The sequence below is a fragment of the Synechococcus sp. RS9907 genome, from assembly GCF_014279615.1.
Lineage (GTDB): Bacteria > Cyanobacteriota > Cyanobacteriia > PCC-6307 > Cyanobiaceae > Parasynechococcus.
Genome location: NZ_CP047944.1, coordinates 966,734 through 981,847, shown reverse-complemented (window position 1 = coordinate 981,847; position 15,114 = coordinate 966,734). Strand labels below are relative to the sequence as shown.

Sequence of the window (15,114 nt, the reverse complement as noted above, 5' to 3'; positions counted from 1 at the left end):
GCCTTGGAACTGATCGTTAACAACCTAAGCAAGCGTTTCGGGGAGAAATTGATCCTCGATCACCTTTCGTTTTCCATGAAATCCGGAGACTTCATGGCCCTTGTGGGCAGCTCTGGGTCCGGGAAGAGCACAATTCTGCGGCTGATTGCTGGTCTGGATCAACCGAGCAGCGGCAGCATCACTGTTGACGGCACACCAGTCTCTGGTCCCGGGCCAGACCGGGGCATGGTGTTTCAGAAATACAGCCTTTATCCATGGCTCAACGCCGCTGAGAACGTTGCCTTCGGGATGCGACTTCAGCGGATGAAAGCAGCAGAGATCAAGGAGCGAACCGCCTATTTCCTCGAAGTGGTTGGCCTTAGTGACGCCGCCACAAAATTGCCGCGCGAACTGTCGGGCGGAATGCAGCAGAGGGTGGCCATCGCCCGGGCCCTCGCCACCAACCCCAGCATCCTGTTGCTGGATGAACCCTTCGGGGCTCTGGATCTACAGATCCGGGAATCGATGCAGGACTTCCTGCTCAAGCTCTGGCAACGAACAGGCCTGACAGTTCTGCTGATTACCCACGACGTGGAAGAGGCTTTGGTGCTGGCCCAGCGCGTCCACGTGCTTGCCCCAAATCCAGGGCGAATCATTCGATCCCTCGATGTCGATCTCGATAAAACCGATCTCGATCAGCTGCGCCTAAGCAGCGACTTCCTCTCCATGCGTCGTTCCCTCTCCGCCACCATGCGGGAGCTGGAGCCGGCACTTTCCTGACTGAACTGTCCCAAGTGAAGCCGTGTTGAATCAGACGTTCCTTTCTGCATCGCTATACCGCGGCGACGCGATGCATGAATGGGACATCCACACGTATGCCAACCACTACTGGCATCCGGTTGCACCCATCAGCCATCTCCAACCGGGAGAGGTGCTGGCCATCACCATGCTGGATCAGCCACTTCTGCTCACCTGGCCCAAGGGTGAACATCCCCGTGCTTTTCGCAACCGCTGTCCCCATCGCGGTGTTGCATTTCGGCAAGGCGGAGGAATGGGGCAGTCCTGTCGACGCCTGGTCTGTCCTTATCACGGCTGGACCTACAACCTGCGCGGAGAGCTGCTGGCCGCGGCACGTGAAGCCGATTTTGTGCAGGACTTTGACCGGCAGAGATGGGGATTGCAAGAGCTTGCCTGCCGCATCGATGGCCCACTGATCTGGATCGCTTTCAGCGACCAGGCTCTAACGCTCGAGGAGCAGCTGCAGCTGGTTCATACCGAAGCCGGAGCAGCCTGGAATACTTCATCCACCCTGCTGCGCCAGAGCCGAAGCAGCCTTGCCTGCAACTGGAAGATCGCCCACGACAACACACTTGACGACTACCACGTCGCCATTGCCCATCCGACAACGCTGCACCGCGAACAAGGGCCGGTGCGGGATTACCGCCATCGCTTCAGCCAACACAACAACCTTCTGGAGACCCCCCACTTGGACGGTGGTCGATTCCTCACCTTCGGACTGCCGCCATGGAGCCATCTTCTGGTCTGGCCAGACGGGCGGTTGGCATGGCTGGAATTCATGCCCGAACGACCCGACCGCTGCACGATGCAATTGCACCTGTTCGCAGGCAGCGGCGCCATCGATGCAGCCACTGCCGACGCCTGGCTGAGAGACATGCTCACCTTTCTGGACGAAGACAAGGCGTTGGTTGAATCAGTCCAACAGGGCTATCAAGGCGATTTCGAGCCAGGGCCTCCGCATCGGCTGGAACGGAGGATCCTGCATTGGCAGGGCCTCTACCGAGAACGATTGGGATCAGCAGGAATCAGCATTGAGGAACGCAGCCAGGAGGCCATCTCCGCATTGAGCAGCTGAACATCAGCGAGGGGTGCAGCTGTGAATGGCTGAAGCGGCATGTAGCCGTCGGGACCAAACTCAGGCGTGATCGTGACCGGCCGTTCGGGCCTCGCGCTCTGATCGAGAAACAACTGCCAACAGCGACGATGGCTCTCGAGAGCCTCAGCCCATTCCGGTGCGAAAGGGTGGCTGACGGAGGGCCCCTGAGCATGGCCGATTCGGGCATGAATGTGATCAACCCGAGCGGCCATCGCCTGAATGGGGGGGAGTTCAGGTGTCATTAACCGTTCCGATACCGCACACCAGTGACTGAGATCCGCTGTGAGCCGAAGCCGTGGATGGCGGGCTAGCCAGGCGGGCATGCGCCATGGGTCGAAGAGAGAACGACTGCGATGCGTCTCGAGCGTCACCGGAATCGCACACGCATCAATTTTGTCCAGAAGTCTGTCGAGAAAGCGATGCTGCTCGACTTCTTGCCAGCTATCGCTGCCGGTGATCAGAGTGATCTTGAGCGGGGCCAGCGCCATGGCTCGCTCCAAGCCGCGATGAACTTGATCAAGATGCTGCGATGGAGAGCAGTTGAGATCGGGGGTGTAATCCCCCCCGGTAACAATTTCAACAATCAGATGCTGTTTTGCATCGGAGAGGCAGCGACGGATTCCTTCAGGCTGAAGAGCCTTAAGACAAGGGTGATCGAGGTTCACCTCAAGGCCATCAAAGTGCTGGCCTTCAGCGGAGGTGCAGGCCTGTTCAAGGGACCCAGTCCAACCCCACAGTGTTTTGAACAGCAGCAACCCGGGGCTGCTCAATGGATCTCTGTAAACAGCTGCGGCTGAATGCCGAGATAGATCGCTTCGCGGAAGAGAGCCTGCTTCGCCTTGGCATCACGGTTTTGTTCCGCCAAGCGAAACCTTTCACGCAACGATGCGATCAACGTGGTTTGACGTGGGTTGCCCGGAGTGCCGGGAGGAGAGCTTGTCACCACCAGAGCGCGATCTCGGCCTCAGTATGGGAGAGCATCAGCCAAAGGTGTTGCCGTTCCATCCCCAGCAGCTGGCCTGCACATCCTCAAACCCGATGTACACACGGTTGGCGGGGATTCCCGTCCTCGCCTGAATCAGCTCACAGAACGCAGCTGTCATCGCAGGCGGACGCAGGGCACCGATCGATTTCACCTCGACATAGGCACAGGGCTCATGACTGCCGGCGAAGGTCATCGGAACGCCTGTCTCCAGAAGCGTCATCACGTAAGCCTCCGGCTTGCCCGTCTGATTGGCCAACTCAGACGAAAGCTCCTGCAACAACGCCGATCCGTCTTTCAGTGCGGGAAGCGACGTGTGCACATTGATCAGAGGCATCGGCTCAAGAATGCTGGGAGAAGCTTGGCACTCTCGGGCCAGGAGTGCCAAGCCCTGGATGTTGATCCAATTGAAATATTTCCACAAACAAAGAGCATCAACCTGAACAATTTGAAGAAAGAAAGGCTCATAAATTTCACACAAAAGTGATCAGCTCAATGATCCTTCTTCACTTCTTTGGCCTTGGAGACGTTCTGCGTCGCTTTGAACTCGAGCAGATCACAGGTCTGACAATCATGGGATTCAGGCCACTAAGCCTGGATGAATTGATGCACTGGTCGCAAAACATGGCCGACCAGCACCACTGGGATGGGGAGGCGATTCGTCACGACGTGATGAGCACCTGGCTCGATCAAGCCGAAGACATCACCCGCTGGAGGCATCGACTGGATCAGGCCCCTGCTGAGGTTGAACTGTTGGCTGGCATTGGCGATCAGCACACCTGGCGTGATCATTGGGAAGGCATGCTGCGCCAAACACCGCGTGCCGGCTGGTCATAACAAGCGGAGTGCAATGACAGGCTGCCCCCCGATCAGCGGACGAGAAGCGGACATTGCCGCTGTGATGCTGACCCCGCGTCACGTGTGGGCCAACAGCGCGATCGATCTGGAACAACTGCGTTCCGGATTTGCCTGTGCTCTTCACATGCACCAACCAACGGTGCCGGCGGGGGCGAACAACAGCTTGATCTCCCATCTTCAATACATGCTCGATCACCCCAACGAGGGTGACAACCACAACGCAAAGCCATTCGCCCACTGCTATCGGCGTCTTGCCGACCTGCTGCCTGAACTGATCAACGAAGGCTGTAACCCAAGAATCATGCTCGACTATTCGGGCAATCTGCTCTGGGGAATCGAGCAGATGGGGCGCGGCGACATTGGCGATGCACTCCACTACCTCGCCTGTGACCCTTTGATGCAGGGACATGTGGAGTGGCTTGGAACCTTCTGGAGCCATGCCGTGGCTCCATCCACACCCATCCCAGACCTGAAACTGCAAATCAGCGCCTGGCAACAGCAGTTCGCGGCCTGTTTTGGCAGCGCTGCCCTGGAGCGAGTGAAGGGGTTCTCACCGCCGGAGATGGCTTTACCCAACCATCCCGACACCCTGTTCGAATTCATCAAAGCCCTCAAAGAAGCTGGATATCAGTGGCTTCTGGTGCAGGAGCACAGCGTTGAACGCATGGACGGCAGTCCACTGCCGCGCAGCCAATGCTTTATTCCCAATCAACTTCTCGCCAGGAACAGTCGAGGCGAGGAGATCAGCATGACGGCACTGATTAAAACCCAGGGGTCTGACACCAAACTTGTGGGCCAGATGCAGCCTTATTACGAGGCATTGGGTTGCGAACGGCAACGTCTTGGTGACGTTGCGCTGCCATCTCTGGTGAGCCAGATCGCCGACGGAGAAAACGGTGGGGTGATGATGAATGAATTCCCAGAGGCGTTCCGGCAGGCCAATCGCCACATCCGTGACAACCCCAACGGCACCGTGGCCATCAACGGCAGTGAATACCTTGAGGCCCTGGAGCGCAAGGGAGTGAATCGCCAACACTTCCCCACCATCCAGGCGATACAACAACACCGCCTTTGGCAAGAGCTTGACAACAACTCCTCAGCCGAAGCGATGGAAGAGACCATCAGCAAACTGAGGGCTGACGACACCAGCTTCAGCATGGAGGGTGCGTCCTGGACCAACGACCTGAGCTGGGTTGAGGGTTACGCCAATGTGCTGGCCCCGATGAATCAACTCAGCGCTCAGTTTCATGCGCTGTTCGACCGCTCAGTCGCCGCAGACCCCACCACCACCGGGACACGGGCTTATCAGGAAGCGTTGCTGCATGTGCTGCTGCTGGAAACCAGTTGTTTTCGCTACTGGGGTCAAGGAACCTGGACCGACTATGCCCAGGAGATCCATCGCCGGGGAGAGGAGCTGCTGAATCAGAGAACGGCAACGGCTCCAACCAGCTGAGAGATGCTTTACAGAGCGTTACATTCGTGTAACATGATGAGAGCTGGACGCACCTGATGGGTGATTACACAACCGCAATCATCGCCATGGTGGGCATTGGCATCGTGTTGACGGCTGCTGTGGTGTTTGCCCTGATGCGTCCCAGCGACATGCCACCCATCGACGAGAACCGCAACTGAGCATGGGAATCGTTACCGAACTGCTGATCGCTGCCACGGAAATCGGAATTGCCCTGCTGGTGGCTGTTTCCCTGCCCGTCGCTGAATCCCAGAATTGATTTCGAATCAGCCGATTCTTTTCAGGCGAAATTCCATATAAATCGAAGCGGCATCGCCCTCACGATCGAGCTCCTGCAGGTCGCTACATCGCGCTTGCATCCAGTACACCGTTTCCCTCCAAACTTCCAGGTGATAACGGCGCTCGAGATTTTGCCCGGAACCGTCCAAAGCTCTACCTGCATCACCCACAAAATATAAGCAATGCAGAACGGCATCGCCTTCGATGTCAACATTTAGCGACTGGCGCTTGCTTCACATCACGATGGCAAGAACGAGGGTCAATGCTCTTTCATCCAGACCAAGTACGGAACAGCACACAGCAGGGATAAAACGTACCCGTTGTTACGACAACGCAGGATCGGGTCAATACTTTGAGCTGATCCTGCCGACGTCACCATGGAGCCCATCGCTCTGACACTTGGCCAACAATTCGACATTGAACAGCGCAGTCGCGATATCAATTCAATGACTGACGTGAAACAGCTTCAGGAGATCAGCAAAGATCTGCTTCTGGCTTGGCAGCAGGAGATTGCCCGCTCACGGGCAGCAGCCAGCCCACACAAGAAATAACGCTTCGTTACAGTTGGTTGACCTGCTTGGAAGTCATGAACCTGAGCTTGCCTCAGCAGTTCGAAGCTGAAGCGATCAAGCGGTCCATCAACGAAACCGACGATCTTGACCAGTTGAAAGCTCTGGCACGGGAACTCGCAGATCTCTATGTGCGTCAGAGAGCTGCCACGGCCTGGGTGATCTCCGAGAAATAAGCATCACACTTTGCTGTCGTTTCGCCAGCGTCTTTCCAAACGTTGACGTGCTTCGTCAACGGTTTGCCCACGGGCAAGAGTTTTGTCGCGATAGGGGCGCGTGATCGACCAAAACTTGAGGGCAGACGCCAGCGCCACCACCAACCATGCGAGCACAATCCAACCCGGATTCGTCATCGTTGCCCAGCAATGCGCTCCATGATGGCGAACGGGACGCGAGTCTTGCCTGCATGTCCCCCCATCAGCGCAACCGTGGATCCTGAGGTGCGCCAGTTCGTGATCAGCCAGTTGGTGGTGATCGCCTTACCCGTTGGAACCCTGTTCGGCATCTGGCTTTGGATGCTGAACTGGGGCGGTCGTTCCCGCAGAGACCAGTGACCTTCCTCGCCGGCCTACTGGCCCCCGTGTTGATGCTCTTCCATCTTTCTGGCCCCGTCCCTGCGGATCTCGGCGTGAGCAACGGGGCGTTGCGCGACTGCCCGACAACAGCTCACTGTTCCAGCCAAACCTGGGCGAGCTCCGACCCGATGGCGGACTTCAGCAAGCTGAATGTGTTGGTGCAGGAGTCGCCGCGGACGGTTGTGATTGATCAAACCGAGACCTACCTGCATGCCGAGGCCAGCAGCGCTTTCTTTGGCTTTGTGGATGACCTGGAGCTGTTCGCTGATCGCGACAACAACCGGATCCAGGCACGGTCCGAGTCGCGTCTCGGCGACTCGGATCTTGGTGTGAACGCCGCACGATTGGCGGCGCTGCGGTCGGGGCTGGAGAGCTGAAGGCCGCTTAAACCTTGGCGCGACGCAGTTTGCTCAGATCGGTGATCATTTCCTTGATGCCAACCACGAATCCGATGGCGGCCAAGGCCACGATGCTCGAGATGATCACCGTGTCGAGCAGCGAACGTGGATCGATCCAATCGGGCATGGCATGAACCGTGGGCTGATCTCGTATTAGCCAGAGCCGGATAAAATCCCAGCACGTAGCGCGAACGTTCAACACAAATCGTCAGACATGCACGACATCATTTGCCCTCACTGCAATACCGCCTTCAAGGTGGATGAGGCCGGGTATGCCGACATCCTCAAACAGGTGAGGGATCGTGAATTTGAACAGCAACTGAACAAGCGACTGGCCCTCGCCGAACAGGACAAACGCAATGCCATCGAGTTGGCCGTTGCCAAAAAAGACAGAGAAATGCAAACGCTTGAGGCCCAACTCAAGCAAAGTGCAATGCATCAGGAACTGGCGATTAAAGATGCCGTTAACAAAGCGGAGAAGCAGCGTGATCGCATTGCCGCTGAACTCCAGCAGATTCGTGAGCAGCAGGCCACAGAACTACGCCTGGCTGAAACCAAATTCGCCAAAGAAATGCAGGCGATGACGCTGCAAAAAGAAAGTGAAGTGAGGGACTTGCAGGCGAAGCTCCAGGCTGGAGCCATGCAGCGCCAGCTGGCCGTGAATGAAGCGGTCAGTTCCGTGGAGAAGCAACGCGATGCACTTCAAAGCGGCTTGAAGGAAGCGGAACTGAAGCATCAACTGGAATCTCAATCACTGAAAGATCGCTACGAAGCCCAGCTCAGTGATCGGGATCAGGCCATTGAACGCTTGCGCGACATGAAGGCGCGGCTTTCCACCAAAATGGTGGGAGAAACCCTCGAGCAACACTGCGAAACCGAATTCAACAGGATTCGTGCAGCGGCTTTCCCCAAGGCCTATTTCGAAAAAGACAACGACGCGCGCAGTGGAAGCAAGGGGGACTACATCTTCCGCGACCAGGACGACCACAACAACGAAATCATCTCGATCATGTTTGAGATGAAAAATGAGGCTGATACAACGGCCACCAAAAAGAAAAACGAAGACTTTCTCAAAGAGCTAAATAAAGATAGAAACGAAAAAAATTGCGAGTATGCGGTGCTCGTCTCCCTGCTGGAGCCTGAAAATGAGCTTTACAATTCAGGCATTGTTGATGTGTCTCATCGCTTCCCAAAGACCTACATCATTCGCCCACAATTCTTTATTCCATTCATCACATTGCTCCGCAATGCAGCCATGAAGTCTCTGGAATACAAGGCTGAACTGGCTCTGGTGAAGGCACAGAACATTGATGTCACCAATTTCGAGAACGACCTCGAAACCTTCAAAACAGCTTTCTCGCGCAACTACGACCTCGCCTCCAGACGCTTCCAAACGGCAATCGATGAAATCGATAAATCGATCGATCACCTCCAAAAAACCAAGGATGCCCTGATGGGTGCTGATCGAAACCTGAGGCTTGCCAATGACAAGGCACAGGATGTGACCGTTAAAAAGTTGACCCGACGCAATCCAACGATGGCAGACAAGTTTGCCGACTTGAACAACGCTCCTGATCAGAAATCGGCCTGAGCCATGCCCTCCAGTCCACGCAACCGCATTGGCGAGGTTTACGGCAAACTCACCGTGGTGCGAGCATCCGAACGGCGAACCAAAGCAGGAAACGCTTTTTGGTGGTGCCGCTGCAGCTGCGGGGCCGAGCGAGAAGTTCCCAGCGACAAGTTGTCGCTGAACACGGCTCGCCGCAAGCCCACCGTGAATGCCTGTGAAACCTGTTCCCGCGAACTTCAAATTGAAGGGGTTTATCGCAAAAACGATCGGGAGGAAAAACAACGCCGCCAAGCAGCGCTGGAAGCCAGATCACAGCTGAAGGGTCAAGTGCCTGATCGCTGGCTTTCCCTGCCGCTCACCGATGCCCACGCGCGAGAACTGGGACAAAAACTCTTCTTCCGCGGCACAACTTGCCTGCGTGGACACCTCGCGCCCTACCGCATCAACGGCGGTTGTCAGGCTTGCTCTGGTCAGACTCCATCCGCGGCAAATTCGCCATCAACCAAGCCCAAAGGGTCATAACGGCGGCACCAAAGGCCAACATCGCCAGGAGCTTGGCTTCCATTCAGAGGAAATCGAAATCGTCTTCCGAATCACCGGAAAATGCATTCATCACGAGGGCAGAAAAGGGCACAAATATGGCCGCAATCACAAGTATTTCCACGGTCTTGAGAACAGCTGACTGAACCTAACGAGTTTGACTTTACAAAAAGTCATCAGCACTACCGTCCCACTGGAGTGAGTTCAAATACTCATTTCTGATCCAGGCATAGGCATTTCACTCCGTTGTCAGCCCAGACGACCGAATCAGACTGAACTGAGTCGGACAACGACGATGCCAAAGGTGCTGAAGGCGGCCTCACAGACGATTCGCAATCTGCTCAAGCCGGCAACTCAACACAGCTTCTCCGAAGACCGGCTGCGCAACGACCGGCAGAGCTACATCGCGATGACGCGGGCACTGGTCGATGCCCAGCTCAAATGGCGTGATGCGGAGCTCAGTTCACGCCTCTGGAAAGACGTGGCCGACCGTGGCATGGATCGCGGCCGCCTGCTTCACCTCATCTACAGCATTGACGTTCATCACGATGATGTAGCCCTGCAGAACGCCGATACGGCCTATCTGCAGCTGGTTGATCCCAGCGATCCCTGAGGCGGAACTGCTTAGAGCTCAAACAGAGTGCCCAGCAGCATGGCGGGATGGGTTGACTCCCCTGCCGTGCTGCGTTCGAGCTGAACGGCCATCACGCAGTGGGCCATAAATCGAACGGCCGAAAGAACAGCCAGACCAATGCACAGGGGGCAGTGCGTGAGGGTCAAGACAGGGGCCTGCCGGAGTGATGGACCCATCCCAAAGCAGAAGCCGGGACGCGCCACGATCTCTTCAACAAGCGTCATGCAAGAGACCCATCCCACCCTTGGCAGGTTGTGGGGGATGGGGTAGAGGGCGGCTGGTAGAGTTGTTGTTTATTGCTCTCTTTCGGGGAACGGATGAGTCAGGTCACAGTCGGCGAAAACGAAGGTATTGAATCCGCGTTGCGTCGCTTCAAGCGCTCCGTCGCCAAAGCCGGCATCTTTTCTGATCTGCGTCGGATCCGTCACCACGAGACCCCCGTTGAGAAATACAAGCGCAAGCTGAAGCAGCGTTCACGCAACCGTCGTCGCTGAGCTCGCACGACACGTCAGCTGCCAACGGGCCCTCGGGCCCGTTTTTTTGTGGCCATCCGTCGCCCTCTTCACGGTGCTCTTTTCACGGTGCGCTCTGGTTTTCGCCAGACTTCATAAATGCTTAATAAGACCAAGACCAGCCAATGGTGTTGATCAATCCTTTTTGCCCGATCAGTGCGGCAAAAATCGCTGGCTTGAAGACCACCGTGGTCTTGCTGTTGGTGTTGTTGATGAAGTCGAAATTGCTGCGAATCAAGATGTCCCTCCTGGGATCTGTTCTTGGATTCGCCATGTTGGTGAGCTTCTTACTCACCACAGGCCTCCTCACTGTGATCACCGGCGGAGCCGTTGCTTACGCCGCCATGCAAAACCGGAGCAACTGAGCCATGCGCAATCGTCTTCCTTTCTTGAGCGGACTTGCATTGGCAACCTTCGGAGTTTCAGGTCTTGCCGGCGGTGGTTTGCTTTGGAATTTTCAGGGCCGCACTCTGGGGCTTGGCAGCACGGTTACGGCATTGGTTCTGCTGGGAATCAGCTTTGTTCTGCTTCGGCCTGAACCACGACTTTCACCCGTTGAAGTCCCTGAAGCCAGCCGCTCAAATTCAAGGCACCACAGGCATCCTTCCTCGGCCTGATGCTGGCGATCCTCGGCACCTTCGGCATGGCGGGTTCCGGATTGCTGTGGAACTTTCAGGGTTTGGCCTTTGGACTCACCGGCACCCTCACGGCCGCCGTTGCTCTTTTGCTGAGTCTGGTTTTTCTGTGGCCCCTCGGCACCTCCAAGACCAAAACATCTCTCAAGACCGAGCCGGTGGAGACCATCGAAGCTGTTTCGGAGAGCGCAGCTCCCGCACAAACAACAGCAGAGGCCATTGCCGAATTGCTGGCAGCCGAGCAGCAGCAGCGCCCAGAGCTGACGTTGGTGAATTTCGCTCCGTTGAACCTGTTGCCGGGACAACGTGTGCCCACAAAGTCTCGTCGCGCAGGCAGTTCTCTTGGTCGCTATCGCTCAATGGCTAACGACCTGTTCAAGAGCTGAAGTCTCTCCAGAGATTGCGAATCTGTCGGTGCCAGGGTGTGATGTTGAGATCAGGGCGCTGAACATTCGACCTGGGTTCATCAACACTGAATCCAGCCTCTTCCATCTCCCGTCGCAGCCGACGGGTGATGGGGATGAGCGCTATGGAAAGCAGCAAGGCTGCGAGAAGCAGAAAGGGAAGCAACGACACCATCCAAATGGTGGCAATCACAGTGATGGCACCCGCCATGACCGTCTTCAGCCATCGCGGCAGGGTTCTGCTCTGTTGACCTGGAAGTTGCTTCATGGCTCAGGACAGTCCGTTCGCTCTTGAGAAAATCCGCTGGAGTTCACGTTGAAATGCTGTTGAGCTGAGTGGTTCCCCCAGGCGCCTGCGTTGGTTGCGCCGAAGCACAGCTCCAATCCAACAAATCTGCAGAGCAATCAACAGCGAAGCAATGATCAGAACCGGAGATTCAAGATCATTCCACTGCAACTGAGTTCAGTAACTGGATTGGGGCAGGGTGAAGCCCGACTGCATATGACCAACATCGAGCATCACGTAGGTGAGCCAAATCAGCACTGCTGCAACACCAGCACCTGCTGCAACCTTTGCCAGAGAACGGCCAATCATCTCGAGCAGGCTGACCTCTTTCATCGCGTTGATCCAACTTCGATGATTCTGACGCGTCTTTCGCCCATACCGTCGCCAGCCATGAAAAAAGCCCCACGATGGCGGGGCTTTTGAATCTGATCACGCTGGTGTTCAGCGGCTGGCCACGGCTTCTTCCAGAACAGCGGCTTCGCCAGCGGCGAAATCCGTGTCTTCCGCAGCGGAAAACTGCATGTCGGGCTCAAGGCGGCGGGCGATGAGCTCGTCAATGGAAAAGACACCTGGGCCGCAGGCGAGAACGGCCACGGCAGCCGCGAAATAAAGGCCAAGAAGCTCCAACAGATAGATGTTGAAGCCCGCTGTGACGATGGCGTGATAAATGGCGACGGAGATGGTCCCGGCGACTGCCAAGGCTCCCATCCGCGTCAGCAAGCCAGTTATCAACAGCCAGCTGCCGATCACCTCCGAGAACGCTGCGACGTAGGAGAGAAGGATCGGGAAGGGCAAATGCAGAGGGCGAACGAATGCATCTGCAAAATTCTCAATATTGGCGAGCTTTTCGTAACCGTGGTGAATCAGCAGCGCGCCGGTGAACACCCGAAGCAGGAGCAGACCGAGATCGCCAGCAATGGGGCGGGTCAGAATGGCGCGAATCACCACAGAACACATCGACTACACACAACTTAAATAAGTTGCGTGTAGCAACGCGGCTTCGCGCCAGGGCGGAGCAAGGAATGAGTACTTCTACTCAGTCGTCGTAGACCAGGCACTCGGGCTCATCGGGGTTCTGCTCGCAGAACAGCTCAAGGGGTGAGGGGTCATGGGGATCATCAGGAAATTCCTTCTTGTGATCCAACAGCCACTGCAGCTCCTCCGTGAGATGACGCACCTTGCCTTCGTTGTGCTCAGACAGGGCCTTAAGGAACTCCTCCTGGTCCTTCTGAATGTGCTCGTCAATCGTTTTCATGACTGAAACTGTCATCTGGCTGACATTCGGTTGTTAGCGAAGACCACCCCGATCGATCAGTCGGTAGATCTACCTTTGTGGCCGAAACCACACAACAGATCCGCTCCGGGCCCCATCACGTCCTGTGACACCACAGTGGCCATTGGACGATGGCCGCAGGAAAGTCAGGTTGGCTGATGTTGAGTGGATGCAATTTTCCGAACGCAGCGTTCTGACGGGGCTGCTTGTCTTCGCCGTAGGCGTTGTGGTGGGAATCGGAATTGGCTCAGCCAGTGCTGTTGCCGCCCTGACCCAAGGCGCACCTGACGTTCTGCAGAGTTGGTCGGGGGTGGTTGCCCTGCCGTGAAGGTTGACGGGACAGCCTTTCCCTCCTATCAGAAGCGCAGATCGGGTGAGTCGCGCGATGCTGTCAGATGAGCGGCAGATTTTTAGCCGTGACAAAAAGCCCCTGCGGCAATTACTGAAACGGCTTCAACGCTTTTTGTTCGGATAATCAACGCGTTCCAACACTGATATTCCCTGCGCCAATCAACTGTTCAAGCCGTGCAGTGAGTTTCCGTTCGGTTCGATCAAATTGCTCCTGATTGCCGGCCACATAGGCAAGCTCTTCACTGGTGATCACCTGGTGGGTTACGGCATCAAGGTAGATCTGAATCAGGGACATCCACATCGGCATCAACCGCCGGCCATCCTGGCAACACTGGAACGCAAACGGTGAATCGGGCCACGCGGAACTGAGCTATGGATCGAGAGACCATTCAGAGCCTGATCAAGCAATGCAGCTTGGGGCTGTTCGATCTGGCCTGTGCCGTCAGCGGACACCCAAGCTGGGATCTCAATCTGCCTGTGGGAGTGATCGATGCACGACGCTCCAAACCAAAGCTGATGGTGAGTGCCATCGGCACGATCAACTCAACCCTGAAGGCCTCATCCACCATTGCCCACCCGTTGATGGTGCGCCTGTTCGAACGGTTCGAAGACGTGGGTCTGGAACAGGCGCTGACGGAAATGAAACATGGTGAGGATGGGGATGCGTTCTGCGAGGTCTGGCAGGCCTACAGGGATGAACGCCGTTGTGGTGATGCCCCGATGTGGAGCATCGAAGACGCCACAGCCTTTGTGGTGCAGTCCCGCGAGGCTCACGCTGATCGTGAAGTGGCCTGCGTCGCCATTCTCCCGGGGGATCCCCACCGCATCGTCACCTTTTCAGTTCCCATCGCCTTCCTGACACGAGATTGAGTGTGTCCGAACTGCTGATGCAAATCGCCCTGCTGGGAATCGCCATTGGCGCCAATGCCCTCTCGGCTCTGGCGGGAGGGGGAGCAGGACTGGTACAACTGCCCGCACTCATCCTTCTGGGCCTTCCTTTCTCCATGGCACTGGCCACCCACAAGGTGGCCAGTGTTGCGCTGGGGCTGGGAGCGAGTGGGCGTCATTGGCGTGCCAGCAGCCTTGACCTGAAACGCTCGGCGCTGGTGTTGGCGGCCGGTCTCCCAGGTGTGTTTGTGGGAGCCAGCATGGTTCTTGCGCTGCCCGATCAAGTGGCTACTGCGAGCCTTGGGCTGCTGACCCTGGGGCTGGGGGTTTATTCGGCTCGGAAACCAGATCTGGGGACGACAGATCAGCCCTACCCGCTGACAGCCCGCACCGTTGGGCTTGGCAGCTGCGGGCTGTTCATCATTGGCGTTCTCAACGGTTCCCTCACCTCAGGCACAGGGTTGTTCGTCACCCTGTGGCTGGTGCGCTGGTTTGGGCTGAGCTACGCCAGAGCCGTTGCCCACACCCTGGTGTTGGTGGGCCTGGGGTGGAATGGCACCGGGGCGCTGGTGCTGGGTTTGAGCGGTGAAATCCGTTGGGACTGGCTTCCACCGCTGGTGCTGGGGTCGCTGATCGGAGGCTTCCTGGGGGCCCACTATTCCCTGGTGAAAGGAAGCCGCCTGGTCAAACAAGCGTTCGAGATCTTGGCGCTGCTGATGGGCGGATCACTCCTGATCCGCAGCCTCTGAATCGGCGTCTGTCAGGAAACGCCCCGAAAACCGCGTGGCCAGCACCACTGTTGCAGCCCCATAGGCAATGAACGTCACCGCCTGACCGGTGCTGGCCGTTTCGTAGACCTCACCTGTCAGCAGCATCCAGTCCATCAAGGACGCCACCGTTCCCCAAATCACCACCCAGACGGACACGTAGGCAACACCGCGGAAGGTCCGATTCACAAGGCCATGGGTTCAACGAACCCGACGCTAGGGGAAGTCGCTCGAAGGAGGAAGACCTGC

At 56.8% G+C, this 15,114-nt stretch carries 30 protein-coding genes; 18 read left to right on the top strand and 12 right to left on the bottom strand.

What is annotated here, in order from left to right; all coding sequences use genetic code 11:
* Positions 1-3 precede the first annotated feature (3 nt).
* Both SynRS9907_RS05315 and SynRS9907_RS05310 read left to right on the top strand, forming a co-directional pair.
* Complete coding sequence (locus tag SynRS9907_RS05315; protein WP_186495586.1) at positions 4-759, top strand: ABC transporter ATP-binding protein; 756 nt, start codon at positions 4-6, stop codon at positions 757-759.
* 22 nt (positions 760-781) lie between these two features.
* Positions 782-1,852 (top strand): aromatic ring-hydroxylating dioxygenase subunit alpha, encoded by a 1,071-nt coding sequence (locus SynRS9907_RS05310; RefSeq protein ID WP_188022055.1) that lies wholly within the window; start codon positions 782-784, stop codon positions 1,850-1,852.
* On the opposite strand, the gene SynRS9907_RS05305 is transcribed toward SynRS9907_RS05310, so the two are convergent.
* From SynRS9907_RS05305 to SynRS9907_RS05295, 3 genes are read right to left on the bottom strand one after another with little or no spacing between them, the layout of a single operon-like run.
* Positions 1,774-2,643: a sugar phosphate isomerase/epimerase gene (locus tag SynRS9907_RS05305; RefSeq protein WP_188022054.1), complete on the bottom strand. Its 870-nt coding sequence runs from the start codon at positions 2,641-2,643 to the stop codon at positions 1,774-1,776. The genes SynRS9907_RS05310 and SynRS9907_RS05305 overlap by 79 nt on opposite strands.
* Positions 2,640-2,816, bottom strand: coding sequence for a hypothetical protein (locus SynRS9907_RS05300; protein WP_255445999.1), 177 nt, complete (start codon positions 2,814-2,816; stop codon positions 2,640-2,642). The genes SynRS9907_RS05305 and SynRS9907_RS05300 overlap by 4 nt, the downstream gene beginning before the upstream one ends.
* 37 nt (positions 2,817-2,853) lie before the next feature.
* Positions 2,854-3,192, bottom strand: a complete 339-nt coding sequence (locus SynRS9907_RS05295; RefSeq protein ID WP_188022053.1) for a phenylpyruvate tautomerase MIF-related protein — start codon at positions 3,190-3,192, stop codon at positions 2,854-2,856.
* A 158-nt stretch (positions 3,193-3,350) separates the two neighbouring features.
* On the opposite strand from SynRS9907_RS05295, the gene SynRS9907_RS05290 reads away from it, so the two are divergent.
* From SynRS9907_RS05290 to SynRS9907_RS05275, 5 genes are all read left to right on the top strand, one after another.
* The gene (locus SynRS9907_RS05290) at positions 3,351-3,692 is read left to right on the top strand and encodes a hypothetical protein (protein ID WP_114989188.1); all 342 of its coding nucleotides are present in this window, start codon (positions 3,351-3,353) and stop codon (positions 3,690-3,692) included.
* Positions 3,693-3,705: 13 nt separating this feature from the next.
* Positions 3,706-5,166, top strand: coding sequence for a glycosyl hydrolase family 57 (locus SynRS9907_RS05285; RefSeq protein ID WP_188022052.1), 1,461 nt, complete (start codon positions 3,706-3,708; stop codon positions 5,164-5,166).
* Positions 5,167-5,222: 56 nt separating this feature from the next.
* Positions 5,223-5,345 carry a hypothetical protein gene (locus tag SynRS9907_RS13990; protein ID WP_255441949.1) on the top strand — a complete coding sequence of 41 codons (123 nt, stop codon included), beginning with the start codon at positions 5,223-5,225 and terminating at the stop codon, positions 5,343-5,345.
* A 495-nt stretch (positions 5,346-5,840) separates the two neighbouring features.
* Positions 5,841-6,014, top strand: coding sequence for a hypothetical protein (locus SynRS9907_RS05280; protein WP_006851491.1), 174 nt, complete (start codon positions 5,841-5,843; stop codon positions 6,012-6,014).
* A 35-nt stretch (positions 6,015-6,049) separates the two neighbouring features.
* Positions 6,050-6,208, top strand: coding sequence for a hypothetical protein (locus SynRS9907_RS05275; protein WP_188022051.1), 159 nt, complete (start codon positions 6,050-6,052; stop codon positions 6,206-6,208).
* Positions 6,209-6,211: 3 nt separating this feature from the next.
* On the opposite strand, the gene SynRS9907_RS05270 is transcribed toward SynRS9907_RS05275, so the two are convergent.
* A complete protein-coding gene (locus SynRS9907_RS05270; RefSeq protein ID WP_188022050.1) occupies positions 6,212-6,385 on the bottom strand; it encodes a hypothetical protein in 174 nt (57 codons plus the stop codon).
* A gap of 45 nt (positions 6,386-6,430) precedes the next feature.
* Between SynRS9907_RS05270 and SynRS9907_RS05265 the strand changes: the two genes are divergently transcribed.
* Positions 6,431-6,586, top strand: a complete 156-nt coding sequence (locus SynRS9907_RS05265; RefSeq protein WP_188022511.1) for a hypothetical protein — start codon at positions 6,431-6,433, stop codon at positions 6,584-6,586.
* The gene (locus SynRS9907_RS05260; RefSeq protein ID WP_188022049.1) at positions 6,583-6,984 is read left to right on the top strand and encodes a DUF1499 domain-containing protein; all 402 of its coding nucleotides are present in this window, start codon (positions 6,583-6,585) and stop codon (positions 6,982-6,984) included. Before SynRS9907_RS05265 ends, SynRS9907_RS05260 begins: the two co-directional genes overlap by 4 nt.
* 7 nt (positions 6,985-6,991) lie before the next feature.
* Here the strand turns inward: SynRS9907_RS05260 and SynRS9907_RS05255 are convergent, their stop codons facing one another.
* Positions 6,992-7,132, bottom strand: coding sequence for a hypothetical protein (locus SynRS9907_RS05255; RefSeq protein WP_188022048.1), 141 nt, complete (start codon positions 7,130-7,132; stop codon positions 6,992-6,994).
* A gap of 87 nt (positions 7,133-7,219) precedes the next feature.
* Between SynRS9907_RS05255 and SynRS9907_RS05250 the strand changes: the two genes are divergently transcribed.
* The 3 genes from SynRS9907_RS05250 to SynRS9907_RS05240 all read left to right on the top strand — a co-directional run bounded on the left by SynRS9907_RS05250 (position 7,220) and on the right by SynRS9907_RS05240 (position 9,728).
* On the top strand, positions 7,220-8,596 hold the full coding sequence (locus SynRS9907_RS05250) for a DUF2130 domain-containing protein (protein ID WP_188022047.1): 1,377 nt from the start codon (positions 7,220-7,222) through the stop codon (positions 8,594-8,596).
* 3 nt (positions 8,597-8,599) lie between these two features.
* A complete protein-coding gene (locus tag SynRS9907_RS05245) occupies positions 8,600-9,097 on the top strand; it encodes an early protein (E6) (protein ID WP_115082102.1) in 498 nt (165 codons plus the stop codon).
* 313 nt (positions 9,098-9,410) lie between these two features.
* The gene (locus SynRS9907_RS05240) at positions 9,411-9,728 is read left to right on the top strand and encodes a hypothetical protein (RefSeq protein WP_188022046.1); all 318 of its coding nucleotides are present in this window, start codon (positions 9,411-9,413) and stop codon (positions 9,726-9,728) included.
* Between the two features lie 11 nt (positions 9,729-9,739).
* Here the strand turns inward: SynRS9907_RS05240 and SynRS9907_RS05235 are convergent, their stop codons facing one another.
* Positions 9,740-9,973, bottom strand: coding sequence for a hypothetical protein (locus SynRS9907_RS05235; protein ID WP_006851686.1), 234 nt, complete (start codon positions 9,971-9,973; stop codon positions 9,740-9,742).
* 93 nt (positions 9,974-10,066) lie between these two features.
* Between SynRS9907_RS05235 and rpsU the strand changes: the two genes are divergently transcribed.
* From rpsU to SynRS9907_RS05220, 3 genes are all read left to right on the top strand, one after another.
* Positions 10,067-10,243: a 30S ribosomal protein S21 gene (gene rpsU, locus SynRS9907_RS05230; protein WP_009790002.1), complete on the top strand. Its 177-nt coding sequence runs from the start codon at positions 10,067-10,069 to the stop codon at positions 10,241-10,243.
* 143 nt (positions 10,244-10,386) lie between these two features.
* Positions 10,387-10,626 (top strand): hypothetical protein, encoded by a 240-nt coding sequence (locus SynRS9907_RS05225; RefSeq protein ID WP_114988968.1) that lies wholly within the window; start codon positions 10,387-10,389, stop codon positions 10,624-10,626.
* A gap of 251 nt (positions 10,627-10,877) precedes the next feature.
* Positions 10,878-11,282, top strand: coding sequence for a hypothetical protein (locus tag SynRS9907_RS05220; RefSeq protein ID WP_255445998.1), 405 nt, complete (start codon positions 10,878-10,880; stop codon positions 11,280-11,282).
* On the opposite strand, the gene SynRS9907_RS05215 is transcribed toward SynRS9907_RS05220, so the two are convergent.
* From SynRS9907_RS05215 to SynRS9907_RS05200, 4 genes are all read right to left on the bottom strand, one after another.
* A complete protein-coding gene (locus SynRS9907_RS05215; RefSeq protein WP_255445997.1) occupies positions 11,272-11,568 on the bottom strand; it encodes a hypothetical protein in 297 nt (98 codons plus the stop codon). The two genes, SynRS9907_RS05220 and SynRS9907_RS05215, sit on opposite strands and share 11 nt — an antisense overlap.
* A 195-nt stretch (positions 11,569-11,763) precedes the next feature.
* Positions 11,764-11,919: a hypothetical protein gene (locus SynRS9907_RS05210; protein ID WP_006850963.1), complete on the bottom strand. Its 156-nt coding sequence runs from the start codon at positions 11,917-11,919 to the stop codon at positions 11,764-11,766.
* Positions 11,920-12,027: 108 nt separating this feature from the next.
* Complete coding sequence (locus SynRS9907_RS05205; protein WP_250397550.1) at positions 12,028-12,531, bottom strand: DoxX family protein; 504 nt, start codon at positions 12,529-12,531, stop codon at positions 12,028-12,030.
* A gap of 91 nt (positions 12,532-12,622) precedes the next feature.
* Positions 12,623-12,841, bottom strand: coding sequence for a CP12 domain-containing protein (locus SynRS9907_RS05200; protein ID WP_006852050.1), 219 nt, complete (start codon positions 12,839-12,841; stop codon positions 12,623-12,625).
* 187 nt (positions 12,842-13,028) lie between these two features.
* Here SynRS9907_RS05200 and SynRS9907_RS05195 point away from each other — a divergent pair, with 187 nt between their 5' ends.
* On the top strand, positions 13,029-13,187 hold the full coding sequence (locus tag SynRS9907_RS05195) for a hypothetical protein (protein ID WP_156915504.1): 159 nt from the start codon (positions 13,029-13,031) through the stop codon (positions 13,185-13,187).
* Between the two features lie 147 nt (positions 13,188-13,334).
* On the opposite strand, the gene SynRS9907_RS05190 is transcribed toward SynRS9907_RS05195, so the two are convergent.
* Positions 13,335-13,505, bottom strand: a complete 171-nt coding sequence (locus SynRS9907_RS05190; RefSeq protein ID WP_255445996.1) for a hypothetical protein — start codon at positions 13,503-13,505, stop codon at positions 13,335-13,337.
* Between the two features lie 77 nt (positions 13,506-13,582).
* Here SynRS9907_RS05190 and SynRS9907_RS05185 point away from each other — a divergent pair, with 77 nt between their 5' ends.
* Together SynRS9907_RS05185 and SynRS9907_RS05180 are read left to right on the top strand one after the other, a co-directional pair.
* Positions 13,583-14,080, top strand: coding sequence for a hypothetical protein (locus SynRS9907_RS05185; RefSeq protein WP_188022044.1), 498 nt, complete (start codon positions 13,583-13,585; stop codon positions 14,078-14,080).
* A 17-nt stretch (positions 14,081-14,097) separates the two neighbouring features.
* A complete protein-coding gene (locus SynRS9907_RS05180; RefSeq protein WP_115132798.1) occupies positions 14,098-14,847 on the top strand; it encodes a sulfite exporter TauE/SafE family protein in 750 nt (249 codons plus the stop codon).
* Here SynRS9907_RS05180 and SynRS9907_RS05175 read toward each other — a convergent pair.
* Entirely contained in the window at positions 14,824-15,054 is a 231-nt protein-coding gene (locus tag SynRS9907_RS05175) for a hypothetical protein (RefSeq protein ID WP_188022043.1), read from the bottom strand. The two genes, SynRS9907_RS05180 and SynRS9907_RS05175, sit on opposite strands and share 24 nt — an antisense overlap.
* Between the last annotated feature and the right edge of the window lie 60 nt (positions 15,055-15,114).